The organism is Haemophilus haemolyticus (assembly GCF_003490595.1).
Classification (GTDB): Bacteria; Pseudomonadota; Gammaproteobacteria; order Enterobacterales; family Pasteurellaceae; genus Haemophilus; species Haemophilus haemolyticus_L.
In genome coordinates, this window is record NZ_QQGY01000005.1 from 39,359 (window position 1) to 51,991 (window position 12,633).

The 12,633-nt window shown below is 38.2% G+C and carries 13 protein-coding genes; 2 read left to right on the top strand and 11 right to left on the bottom strand.

Going from position 1 to position 12,633, the window contains the following annotated elements; genetic code table 11:
* Positions 1-174: 174 nt before the first annotated feature.
* The 11 genes from rlmC to rpmH all read right to left on the bottom strand — a co-directional run bounded on the left by rlmC (position 175) and on the right by rpmH (position 9,901).
* The gene (gene rlmC / locus DV415_RS04815; RefSeq protein WP_118789838.1) at positions 175-1,353 is read right to left on the bottom strand and encodes a 23S rRNA (uracil(747)-C(5))-methyltransferase RlmC; all 1,179 of its coding nucleotides are present in this window, start codon (positions 1,351-1,353) and stop codon (positions 175-177) included.
* The gene (nagZ, locus tag DV415_RS04820; protein ID WP_118789839.1) at positions 1,350-2,402 is read right to left on the bottom strand and encodes a beta-N-acetylhexosaminidase; all 1,053 of its coding nucleotides are present in this window, start codon (positions 2,400-2,402) and stop codon (positions 1,350-1,352) included. The genes rlmC and nagZ overlap by 4 nt, the downstream gene beginning before the upstream one ends.
* A gap of 3 nt (positions 2,403-2,405) precedes the next feature.
* Positions 2,406-2,756, bottom strand: a complete 351-nt coding sequence (locus tag DV415_RS04825; protein ID WP_118789840.1) for a YcfL family putative periplasmic lipoprotein — start codon at positions 2,754-2,756, stop codon at positions 2,406-2,408.
* A complete protein-coding gene (gene hinT, locus DV415_RS04830; RefSeq protein WP_065249363.1) occupies positions 2,756-3,106 on the bottom strand; it encodes a purine nucleoside phosphoramidase in 351 nt (116 codons plus the stop codon). Before hinT ends, DV415_RS04825 begins: the two co-directional genes overlap by 1 nt.
* A 78-nt stretch (positions 3,107-3,184) precedes the next feature.
* Positions 3,185-5,053, bottom strand: a complete 1,869-nt coding sequence (gene ppiD / locus DV415_RS04835; protein ID WP_118789841.1) for a peptidylprolyl isomerase — start codon at positions 5,051-5,053, stop codon at positions 3,185-3,187.
* A gap of 66 nt (positions 5,054-5,119) precedes the next feature.
* The gene (locus DV415_RS04840; protein WP_118789842.1) at positions 5,120-5,686 is read right to left on the bottom strand and encodes a manganese efflux pump MntP; all 567 of its coding nucleotides are present in this window, start codon (positions 5,684-5,686) and stop codon (positions 5,120-5,122) included.
* Between the two features lie 10 nt (positions 5,687-5,696).
* Positions 5,697-7,055, bottom strand: coding sequence for a tRNA uridine-5-carboxymethylaminomethyl(34) synthesis GTPase MnmE (gene mnmE / locus DV415_RS04845; protein WP_118789843.1), 1,359 nt, complete (start codon positions 7,053-7,055; stop codon positions 5,697-5,699).
* 487 nt (positions 7,056-7,542) lie between these two features.
* Positions 7,543-9,171 (bottom strand): membrane protein insertase YidC, encoded by a 1,629-nt coding sequence (gene yidC / locus DV415_RS04850; protein WP_106013506.1) that lies wholly within the window; start codon positions 9,169-9,171, stop codon positions 7,543-7,545.
* Positions 9,171-9,431 (bottom strand): membrane protein insertion efficiency factor YidD, encoded by a 261-nt coding sequence (yidD, locus tag DV415_RS04855; RefSeq protein ID WP_005627402.1) that lies wholly within the window; start codon positions 9,429-9,431, stop codon positions 9,171-9,173. The genes yidC and yidD overlap by 1 nt, the downstream gene beginning before the upstream one ends.
* Positions 9,395-9,754, bottom strand: a complete 360-nt coding sequence (gene rnpA, locus DV415_RS04860) for a ribonuclease P protein component (RefSeq protein ID WP_118789844.1) — start codon at positions 9,752-9,754, stop codon at positions 9,395-9,397. The genes yidD and rnpA overlap by 37 nt, the downstream gene beginning before the upstream one ends.
* A gap of 12 nt (positions 9,755-9,766) precedes the next feature.
* Positions 9,767-9,901 (bottom strand): 50S ribosomal protein L34, encoded by a 135-nt coding sequence (gene rpmH, locus DV415_RS04865; protein WP_005539760.1) that lies wholly within the window; start codon positions 9,899-9,901, stop codon positions 9,767-9,769.
* A 254-nt stretch (positions 9,902-10,155) separates the two neighbouring features.
* On the opposite strand from rpmH, the gene dnaA reads away from it, so the two are divergent.
* Complete coding sequence (gene dnaA / locus DV415_RS04870; RefSeq protein ID WP_005645860.1) at positions 10,156-11,520, top strand: chromosomal replication initiator protein DnaA; 1,365 nt, start codon at positions 10,156-10,158, stop codon at positions 11,518-11,520.
* A gap of 12 nt (positions 11,521-11,532) precedes the next feature.
* A complete protein-coding gene (dnaN, locus tag DV415_RS04875; RefSeq protein WP_118789845.1) occupies positions 11,533-12,633 on the top strand; it encodes a DNA polymerase III subunit beta in 1,101 nt (366 codons plus the stop codon).

Sequence of the window (12,633 nt, forward strand, 5' to 3'; positions counted from 1 at the left end):
TTATTGCATAGTTTTATGCCGCAAAAGCTAGAACACCAAGATGCATTTTCTAATCTATGGTGGGCTAGGTAGAAATCCCGCAGGGATGCGTGCAGTAAGCCACTTGCTGTTAAGACCAATTCTGCTTAGTTCCACCACCCTTATTTCAAATTCCCTAGCTTTTTCTATCTCACCTTAATTAATCTTTTTTCTTTCTAGTAAAACTAATACCTCATAGTGAGATGTTTGCGGAAACATATCAAAAAGTTGAATTTTCAATGGTTTATAAAAAGTGAGATGCTGTAAATCTTTACCCATTGTCACAGCATTGCAGCTGGAATACAAGATAAAGTGCGGTTGAATTTGGTTAAGAAATTCACTTAATTCCTTTCCAATTCCACGACGAGGCGGATTTACAATCACAAGGTCTGGCTTATTCTCATCTTGATTTTTCATCACACTCGCCGCATCGAGGGATTGGAAATTTACATGTTCTAAACCCAATATTTTAGCGGAATGACTCGCAGCAAAAATAGCGGATGAGGAAATTTCAAGTCCAGTCAACTCAATACTTTTTCCCCATTTTTCCTGTAAAGCTTTCGCGCAATGTAAGCCAAATCCTCCCACGCCACAAAATAAATCCCAGACTTTATAGATTGGTAATTCTCTTACCCATTGCTGAGCGGTTGCATATAATCCCGCCGCCACTTTAGGATTGGTTTGAAAGAAACCTTGTGGGCGAATAAAGAGCGGAATACCGTTGAAATTCTCAGGTAAAAATTGTTGTTCTGTCAGAAAAATCTCTTGTTCACCTTCTAAGATAGCTGCGTGTTGTGGTTGTAAATTAATGCTAACCACTTCTAAGTGCGGTAATTTTTCCAATAATTTGGGTAATTCTCGACGAATTAATGGCAATTTATTTTCTGTGCGCAATACAAAGCGCAACATTAATTTTCCCGTCGCAATACTTTCTGTCAGCAAAATATATTTAAGCTCACCTTTTTGTTTAGCAATGTTATAAGGTACTAAACCAGCACGACCAATAAAATCCTTCAAAACTGGAAAAATCAATGAAAAATGAGTTGGATAAAGGGGACAATCACACAAATCAATCGCACTTTGCGGATCATTAGGATTTTTTAGAATGCCAAGTATCGGGCGTTCAACACTACCACTAACAACCATCTTAGCTTTATTACGAAAGCCTTGTTCATCAGATTGAAAAGGAGCCAACCATTGAGATCCATCGCAATTAATAGAAATCAGTTGCTGCTTTAAATGATGTTGTTTTTCAGTTAATTGTTGACTATAAGGTATGCCAAGCCATTGACAAGAACGACATTCATTTTGTTGATAGTATCGACAACCAATCATTTTCTTGCGGCCTGAATATCTAACCAACGGCCTTGAATATCTGCGAGATTTCGATGATTCAGTTTCCAACGTTGATCTAAAACCAAGTTATTCCACTTGATCACTCTACGTTTAAATAAATTTTGTAAGCGAGCTTGACGAGCCATAAAGTGCGGTTCATTTTCATTAAGTTTTAGATTATCTAATACTTGAATGACACCTTCACGTTCATTGCACAGTAACAAAAGATCACAACCTGCATTCAGTGCTTTTTTGCTACGCTCTACAAAATCACCCATTACACCGGCGCCTTTCATACCGAGATCATCGGAAAAAATTGCACCTTGGAAATTTAATTGTTTTCGTAAGATTTCTTTCAACCAATATTCTGAACCACTTGCAGGCTGACTATCACATTGTCTATAAATGACATGCGCAGGCATAATAGCATCGAGTTTATTTTGTGAAATCAACTGCTGGAAAGGTTGGAGATCGCCACTAAAAATTTCGTCTTTTGCGCGATCATCATAAGGTGTTTCTAAATGAGAATCGGCTAATACATGGCCATGGCCAGGGAAATGTTTACCTGTAGATGCCATACCAGCTTGATGCATACCATCAATAAAAGCGGTTGCTAAATTTACCGCACTTTTTACATCAGATGAAAAACTGCGATCACCAATCGCTCGACATTCATGCCCCAAATCCAGCACCGGCGCAAAACTCAAGTCAATATCCAAGGCAATCATTTCTGCAGCCATTTGCCAACCTGCTTCTTTAACGAAGTTCACTTGTTCAGTTGCTGACAATATTTCTTGAAAAGCCTGCATTGAAGGCAACATTGTGAATCCATCACGGAAACGTTGAACTCGTCCCCCTTCTTGATCTACCGTGATCAATAAAGGCTTTTTCACTCGTTGACGAACAGAACGAATTAATTCTTGAATTTGTTCTCTATCTTCAAAATTTCGAGTAAATAAAATCAATCCCGCAACAAGAGGATGAAAAAGTAGCTCAACCTCCTCTTGTTCCAACTCTTTTCCTTTTAAATCAATTAACAACGTGCTCATAAATTATTTTAAATAAAGGCGATAATTTCTACTTTCTACAGTGGGTTTAATTAAATCGATCGATTTCTCTTCTTGTGGTTTTAGCAACAATTGAGCGCAATAGCTCTCTTGCTGATTTTCCCAAGTTTGGGTTACCCCTAAATAATCGTACCAATACAAGTAGTAACTTATATTCAAAAGTTGCTGACTTTTATTTTTTATAAGCGCTGATTTTTGACTCGTTTCAACTTGAATTAAAGGCGAAAGATTAGATGTGATATTCAAAATCGGCTTCGTTGAATAAGTTAAGTTTTCTACTGAACTTGAACAAGCAGCGAGCACAAGGCTCGCCAAAATTAAAAAATATTTTTTCATTATTTCGCTAACATTCTACCTAAAGGTTCACCACCGACTAAATGCATATGTAAGTGGAATACTTCTTGCCCACCATGTTTATTGCAATTCACAATTAGGCGATAACCGTCTTCCGCGATACCTTCTTCTTTAGCGAGTTTAGCCGCCACGCTAAATAATCGACCTAGCGCTACTTCATCTTGCTCCGTTACATCATTCACTGTTGGGATTACTTTATTTGGAATGATCAAAATATGTGTTTTAGCTTGTGGTGAAATATCACGAAACGCAGTGACTAATTCATCTTGATAGACAATATTTGCAGGAATTTCTTTACGGATGATTTTACTAAAAATTGTTTCTTCTGCCATTGTTTGCTCCCTATAAAAAAGTGCGGTGAATTTACCGCACTTTTTATCAAAATTTATCTGAGATTGCAATTTAATCAATTATTGCTGTGCTTCATCATCTTGATTGATGAAAGAATCATTTACTTCAATTTTAGCTCTCTCACGCAATCCTTGCATTAATTGAGCTTGAACTTCTGCCTGACTTGTACGTAATAATTGAGCACTAAATTGACTTAATTCTTTATCGTTAAGTACGCCGTCTTCTACTTTATTTAAAGCAATAATAATCACATCGCCTTTCTCATTACGAGCCACTTGGTAAATCGTTTTACCTGATGCTGGTTTAGCAATTGAGAATACGCCATTTGTTAAAATTGGATCTTTATTTTCACTTAAAGTAAAAATTTGCTCACTTGAGAAATTAATTCCATCCACTTTCGATTCAGCATTTTCGCTTAATGCTTTCACCGCTTGTTGTGCTTTTTCGTTAAGAACATTTTCAGCCTTCTGGCGTTTTAAGAACATTTCAATATCTGCTTTCGCATCTTCCAATGTTCTCACACCTTCAGGTTTATGATCTAACACTCGCACTACAATAGCGTGATAATCGCCGACATTCAAAGGCTCTGAATTAGCGCCACCATTGGCAATATCAGATTCAAAAACGGCAGAAATTACATTAGGGAAATTTAATTCTGCAGGTACATTTTGACGAGAAAAATAACCGCTCTCTTGAACTTTAACACCTGCAACTTGTGCCGCGGTATTCAGTGATTTGCTATCCTCAAAAGCCTTATCACGCACTTGCTTTTCAATTGCATAATAACGATTTTCTAATAAGGATTTACGCACTAAATCAGCAACCTGTGCTTTCACTTCATCTAAAGTTTGAGCTTTACGTTCTTGCACTAAAACAATATGGTAATTGCCATCCACATTGATTGGTTGGCTATATTGCCCAACCTGCAACGCAGCTGCGGCATCTTCAAAGGCTTTTGGTAATTCATTCGCATTTACCCAACCCAAATCACCACCATTCTCACCAGAAACTTTATCTAAAGATTTAGCTTTAGCTACATCAGCGAAATTTGCACCTTTTTGTAATTCATCGTAAGCAGACTTAGCATCTTGCTCATTTGCAAATTGAATATGTGCTAAACGCTGAGTCATAAATTGAGCTTTATTATCTTGATAATATTGCGCAATTTCTACATCTTTAACTTCGATACCTTTTTCGATTTGGCTACCTGAGAGATCAATATATTGAACCTTCACTTGTTCTGGCTGAACAAAAGATTTTTGATTAGCTTCGTAATAAGCTTTAATTTCATCATCGGATACCGATTGCTTTGCCATTTCATCCGCAAGAGATAACGTCGCTAAGCGCGCTGAACGTTTTTGGAAGAAAACTTCTGCGGTATTTTTTGCCTGAACAGGCACGATAAACTCACTGTTAGCAACACCACTTTGCATTTGTTCAAGAGTCAATGCGCCACGCAAAATAGCCGCATAACCATCTGAACTTAAACGATTTTGTTGTAATACTTGTTGATAAACAGAGTTATCAAATTTGCCATTAACTTGAAAATTAGGATCTGTCACGATTGCTCGTTTAATCATTTCATCACTGACGCCTAATTTTAATTCTTTCGCATATTGACGAAGCAATTCTTGATCAATCATTCGATTGATGGTGCTTTGACGAAGTGCGGTAACAAATTCAGGAGAATCTGACTGAGCCATAAATGCTTCGCCTTCGCGTTGTGCACGAGCCTCAAATTCTTGGTTGTAGCGATTTAAAAAATCTTGTTGCGAAATCACTTCACCATTAACTTTTGCAGCATAAGTATCATTTGAACTAAAAAGATAGCCAGACATACCGCCGACTAAAAACGATAAAGTAATCAAACCCAAAATAAACTTAGCTGCCTTTGAATTTGATAAATTGTGCATTTTTTCAATTAACATTCTATAACCCTTGTTATAAACATAAAATTTTCCCCGATTATAATCTAAACGTAGAAAATTAGCATCTTAAAAAGTGAAAACACCGTGCTCATAAAGCAAGCTAATACCAATTCCAATCAGCACTATTCCACCAAAAATCTCCGCTTTTGATCTAAATTTTTGCCCAAGAAAATGACCGCTCTTTACGCCGAATAATGAAACGATAAAAGTAGTCAGTGCAATAATTACCATAGCCGAAAAAATATCGACAGAAAGAAAAGCAAAAGATATGCCAATTGCTAAGGCATCCACACTCGTAGCTAAACCCAAAGTCAATAAACGTTTCAAATTTATAGATGGCTCTACACTTGCTTCGGAATCAGCATTTAATCCCTCACGCACCATATTAATGCCAATTAATGCAAGTAAAACAAAACCAATCCAATGATCCCAATCTTGAATCATTGAACTGAATTGCAAGCCTACAAAAAAACCTATTGCAGGCATGATACCTTGGAAAAACCCAAAACAGAGAGAAATATAAAGAGCGTGTTTGCAACGAAAAGATCTTAATGCAGCACCTTTAGAAATGGATACAGCAAAAGCATCCATTGATAAGCCCAGTGCAATAATACAAAATGTATAAAAGCTCATAATTTAGAAATTATTTTCCAATACAGAAAGAGCTAAAAATATTACCTAGCAAGTCATCTGATGTGAATTCGCCTGTAATTTCACTCAAGTGAGCCTGTACTAAGCGTAATTCTTCCGCTAAAAGTTCTCCTGCATGAAATTCTGTAAGTTGAACCAAACCGATTTGCAAATGATCTGCGGCTTTCTCAAGTGCATCTAAATGCCGACGACGAGCTAAAAAGCCTCCTTCCATGCTTGTTTGGAAACCCATTGCTTGTTTCAAATGTTCACGTAAAAGTTGTACACCATCATGCGTTTGAGCGGAAAGACTAATTATTTGATAACCGGTCTCTTCGCTTTCACTTGCTTGTTCGCCATTTAAATCAATTTTGTTTCGAACAATAGTGACAGGCAACGTTGTGGGTAATTTTGCTAAAAATTCTGACCGCACTTTGCTTAAATCTGCACTTTCAGGATCGCTACTATCTAACATCAAAATAATACGATCGGCTTGTTCAATTTCCGTCCATGCGCGAGAAATGCCAATGCGCTCGACTTCATCGGTTGCATCCCGAAGACCCGCGGTATCAATAATATGCAATGGCATGCCGTCGATATGAATATGCTCACGCAGTACATCACGCGTTGTACCCGCAATATCTGTAACGATAGCCGCTTCGCGACCAGCAAGCGCATTAAGCAAGCTCGATTTGCCTGCATTCGGACGACCAGCGATCACTACTTTCATACCTTCACGTAAAATAGAACCTTGTTTAGCTTCAGAGCGAACATCTTCTAACTGATTAATAATACCGCGTAAGTTTGCTTCAATTTTTCCATCCGCCAAGAAATCAATTTCTTCATCAGGAAAATCAATGCTCGCTTCTACATAGGTGCGTAAGTAAATAACAGAATTAACTAATTCATTTACTTTCTTCGAAAATTCACCTTGCAAAGATTTTAATGCTGAGCGTGCTGCTTGTTCTGATGTTGCATCAATTAAATCCGCAATCGCTTCCGCTTGAGCAAGATCCAATTTATCATTCAAAAAAGCTTGTTCAGAAAACTCACCCGGTCTCGCCAAACGGATTCCGTCAATTTGCAAAATACGTTTGAGTAATAAATCTAATACAACCTGCCCACCGTGGCCTTGCAATTCCAGAACATCCTCACCAGTAAATGAATTTGGTGATTTGAAGTAAAGAGCAATCCCTTGATCTAAAACAGTGTCATCCGCATCCTTAAAAGGGAGATAATCAGCCATTCTTGGCTTAGGACATTTCCCCAACACCGCTTGTGCAACTTCTGTTGCTAAAGGCCCAGAGACTCTTAAAATCCCAATACCACCACGACCTGGCGCAGTAGCTTGAGCAACGATTGTTTCTTTCATATAAAACCTATTATTGTCTGGGGGTAGATATGTTTCCTAGGGTAGGTATACCCTAGGTTCATCCCAGTGCTACCCCTTTGGGGTAGAGCTTGATGTTCCCTAAAGGGGAACTACTATCACTATAATTAACCGTGGGTATACCTACCCACGGTTGATTACCTAGGGCAAGTGCTATTACCTAGGGTAGGTATACCCTAGATTCATCCCAGTACTACCCCTTTGGGGTAGAGCTTGATGTTCCCTAAAGGGGAACTACTATCACTATAATTAACCGTGGGTATACTTACCCACGGTTGATTGCCTAGGGCAAGTGCTATTACCTAGGGTAAGTATACCCTAGGTTCATTGCAGTGCTACCCCTTTGGGGTAGCGCTTGACGTTCCCCAAAGGGGAACTATTATAACTATAATTAACCGTGGGTATACTTACCCACGACAGCAAAATAAAGAAAGGCACTATTCGTGCCTTTCTTTTTGCCAGTTAGTGACTATTTCTTACGGGAATGTAACCCTTTTTTCTCTAACCCTCGATAAATTAATTGCTGTTGTGCAATTGTAATTAAGTTAGAAACTAACCAGTACAACACTAAACCAGCAGGAAACCATAAGAAGAAGAACATAAAGACTAATGGCATAAAGTTCATCACTTTTTGCTGCATTGGATCAGCCACTGGCGTTGGCGACATTTTTTGCAACAAGAACATTGAGATACCCATTAAAATAGGGAAAATATAATAGGGATCTTGTGCTGATAAATCTTGAATCCAACCAAAGAATGGAGCATGGCGTAATTCAACAGCTTCCATAAATGTCCAATATAATGCGATGAAGATTGGCATTTGAAGAAGAATTGGTAAACAACCACCGAGTGGATTTACTTTTTCTTCTTTGTAAAGTTTCATCATTTCTTGGCTCATACGTTGACGATCATCACCAAAACGTTCACGCATTTCTTGCATTTTAGGTTGCAACATACGCATTTTAGCCATTGATGTATATTGTGCTTTCGTAAGTGGATACAAAATTGCTTTCACAACGATTGTTACACAGATAATCGCTAAACCCCAGTTAGATACAATCCCTTGAATAAAGGTTAATAACCAGAATAACGGTTTAGCAATAAACCAAGCCCAACCGTAATCAACGGTTAAATCTAAGTGATTTGCCACAGTAGCCATTTGATTTTGAAGTTTAGGGCCAGTCCATAATGAACTTGTAATCGTCTCTTGGCCACCAGCAGGAATAGTGACAACTGGGCCACGATAACCGATTGAAGCAACATTATTTTTAGTATCTGTAATTGTGTAAAGTTGATTATTTACATCTTGATTAGGAATCCAAGCAGATACGAAATAATGTTGTAATACTGCAACCCAACCAGCTTTAGTATCAATAGAAAGATTATTATCCTTCATGTCACCAAAACTATATTTTTTATAGTTAGTTTCTGAAGAAGAATATGCGCCACCAGTATAAGTTGGCATTGCGACATTACCAGAGCTTTCAACAATAGAATGTTTTAATTGACCATAAGGCTCAACTTCAATAGCTTGACCACTTTGGTTATCAATCTTGTAATCTACGCCTAAATCATAGCTACCACGTTTTAATACGAAGATTTTTTGATAAGTCACACCATCTTTTTCAAAGAGAAGAGGAACAGAAAGAGACGCTTGACCATCTGCTAATTTAAAATTATCACCTTCAATTTGATATTGCGCACGACCAGAACGAGTATCGATACCGTTTTTACCAATTAAACCACTTTGTGCAATATACACATGTTCTTTGGTGTCTTTTAATAACTCAAATGGTGTTTTGGAATCCAATTCAGCATCATATTTTAATAATTCAGAACTAATTACATCACCGCCTAAAGTATCAACTTTCAAACGGAATACATCGTTTTCAAGGGTAATAATACGGCCATGAGTTTGAGAATCTGCTACGACTTGTGAATTAGAAGAAGGAGAACTTGCCGGAACATCAGAATTGGCAGTCATTGAAGTTGTTTGCTCAGTTGGCACCTGTGGATTTTTATCCAACTGCCATTGCTGATAAACAAGGAAAGAAATAAAAATTAGCGCTAACACTAATAGGCTACGTCTTGAGTCCATTATTTTTTCTCATCGTTATTATTGATTTTAGGTGGAACAGGATCGAATCCACCAGCGTTCAAGGGGTGACATTTTAATACACGTTTTAGAGTAAGCCAACTACCTTTTAACAATCCATGTGTTTTTAACGCTTCAATGCCATAGCAAGAACAAGTAGGCACAAACCGACAACGCGGTCCGATAAGAGGACTAATAACAACTTGATAGAAACGAATAAATCCAATTAAGATTTTTGCACCAAACGAATGTGTCGTTGCCATAATTTTTCTAAGATTTGCACAAAAGAGCTATTATCAAGCTTACCAATACCACCTTTTGCAACAAAAACAAAATCACATGCGGGTAAACGATGTTGCGATAAACGAAAGCTTTCTCGCACTAAGCGTTTAATACGATTACGATCATGGGCTCGTTTTAAATGTTTTTTAGCGACAGTCAAACCTAAGCGAGGATGCTCAAGATTATTTTTTCTGGCAAGGATGGTTATTTCTGGAGTGCTACCTCTGAACGGTTGTTCGAAGACATTTTTGAATTGAACGGGAGTTAACAAACGTAACTCCCTTGAAAAGTTCAGCTTAACCACTAAGAACGGTGATTATGCAGATAAACTTTTACGACCTTTAGCACGACGACGCGCTAAAACTTGACGGCCATTTTTAGTTGCCATACGAGCACGGAAACCGTGAGTACGACTACGTTTTAATACAGAAGGTTGAAATGTACGTTTCATTGTAATCTACCTAAATCCAGATTATGAGTTAATAAAAATAGAGCGCAATTCTAATCATAAAATACGCGTTCGTCAAATAAGAAACGGAAATTTTTCGGGAAAAACTCTCGGACTTCCAAAATCGGGGGGATTATACGGATTTTTGTATAAATCTCAAGCCGATTTTTTAGAAGATTTTTCCACGCATTTATTGTAAAATCTCCACCAATTTTTACCGCACTTTTCTCTATTACAAAAACAACAAGGATCCTTTTGTGAATCTCTCAAATCTTTGGCAAAGTTGCCTGTTACAACTTCAAGATCAAGTTTCAGCCAGCGATCTTAGCACTTGGCTTCGTCCTTTACAGGCTGATGTGGTGGCGGATAATCACATTGTTTTATATGCTTCTAATATGTTTGTGAAAGGTTGGGTGGAAACTCATTATCTCGCACAAATCCAGCAAATTTGTCAAACACTTGCACAAAATCCTGAACTTCGCATTTCATTAAAAGAAGGGGTCAAGCCTGCACCTAAAGTAGTAGAAAGTGCACCAAGTGGCAATCCTAAAACAGAAAGTGCGGTAGATTTTCAAGCTGAATCTAGTGCTTCAGTAAAATTTGAATCGCATCTCAATACTAAACACTTATTTGATAACTTTGTTGAAGGTAAATCGAACCAACTCGCACGCGCAGTCGGTCAAAAACTTGCTCAAGCTCCAGGCGAACCTTCGGCCAATCCTTTCTTTTTATATGGCGGTACAGGTTTAGGTAAAACCCACTTGTTACACGCCATTGGCAACGGCATTTTAGCCAATAAACCGAATGCCCGTGTGCTTTATATTCACGCAAATAACTTTATGCAACATATGGTAAAAGCAGTGCGTGATAATAAAATGGATCAGTTCAAAAAATTCTATCGTTCTCTCGATGCGCTTTTAGTGGATGACATTCAATTTTTCGCTGAAAAAGAAAAAACTCAAGAAGAATTCTTCCATATATTCAATAACTTATTTGAGACTGGTCGCCAAATTATCTTAACGTCAGATCGTTACCCTAAAGAAATTGAAAAAATTGAAGAACGTTTAAAATCACGTTTTGGCTGGGGCTTAACAACAGCCATTGAGCCGCCCGATCTTGAAACGCGTGTAGCAATTTTATTGAAAAAGGCGGAAGAACATAATATGAACTTGCCAGAAGAAGTTGCTTTCTTCATTGCTCAACGCTTGCGTACCAACGTGCGTGAACTCGAAGGGGCGTTAAATCGAGTAAAAGCAATGCAAGACTTCAAAGGCGGTGACATTGATATTGATTTCGTGCGTGATACCTTGAAAGATATTTTGGCTCTACAAGAACGCTTGGTTACCATTGAAAATATTCAAAAAGTGGTGGCTGAATATTATCGAATTAAGGTTTCAGATTTAAAATCAAAAAGTCGTGCACGTTCAGTGACTCGTCCTCGCCAAATTGCCATGGCATTAGCAAAAGAATTAACAAACCGCAGTTTGCCTGAAATCGGTCGCGCCTTTGATCGTGATCACACTACCGTATTAAACGCTTGCCGCGAAGTACCAAAATTCCGCGAGCAAGACAATAGCATTCAAGAAGATTGGGCGAATTTGATCCGCACTTTGTCCGCATAAAAGGAGAACGCAATGCAATTTAGTATTTCAAGAGAAAATTTATTAAAACCGTTGCAACAAGTATGTGGCGTATTGAGTAGTCGCCCAAATATTCCAGTATTAAACAACGTCCTGTTGCAAATTGAAGATAATCGATTGACTATCACGGGCACAGATTTGGAAGTCGAACTCTCTAGTCAAACTCAGCTTTCATCGTCCTCTGAAAATGGCACTTTTACGATTCCAGCAAAAAAATTCTTAGATATTTGCCGCACTTTATCTGATGATTCAGAAATCACGGTTACTTTTGAAGAATACCGTGCATTAGTGCAGTCTGGACGTAGCCGGTTTACACTAACAACTCAACCAGCAGAAGAATATCCCAACCTCACGGATTGGCAGTCTGAAGTAGATTTTGAATTACCGCAAAATACCTTTCGCCGTTTAATTGAAGCCACTCAATTTTCCATGGCAAACCAAGATGCGCGCTATTTCTTAAATGGTATGAAGTTTGAAACAGAAGGCAATTTATTGCGTACTGTGGCAACAGATGGCCATAGACTTGCGGTGTGCACCATCTCGCTTGAACAAGAATTACAAAATCATTCTGTGATTTTACCGCGTAAAGGCGTGTTAGAATTGGTTCGTTTATTAGAAACAAGCGATGAACCAGCACGTTTACAAATCGGCACCAACAATTTACGTATCCATTTAAAAAACATTGTATTTACATCAAAATTAATTGATGGTCGTTTCCCTGACTATCGCCGAGTGTTGCCTCGTAATGCAACGAAAATTGTCGAAGGCAGCTGGGAAATTCTTAAACAAGCCTTTGTACGCGCGTCAATCTTATCGAATGAGCGCGTGCGTAGTGTGCGTTTAAACTTAAGCGAAAACCAACTAAAAATTACAGCCTCTAACACCGAGCATGAAGAAGCGGAAGAAATCGTTGATGTCAATTACAATGGCGAAGAATTAGAAGTGGGCTTTAATGTCACCTATATTCTTGATGTGCTAAATGCGCTTAAATGCAATCAAGTTCGCATGCGCTTAACTGATGCCTCTTCTAGTTGCTTAATTGAAAACTGCGAAGACAGCAGTAGCGAATATGTAATTATGCCAATGCGTTTATAA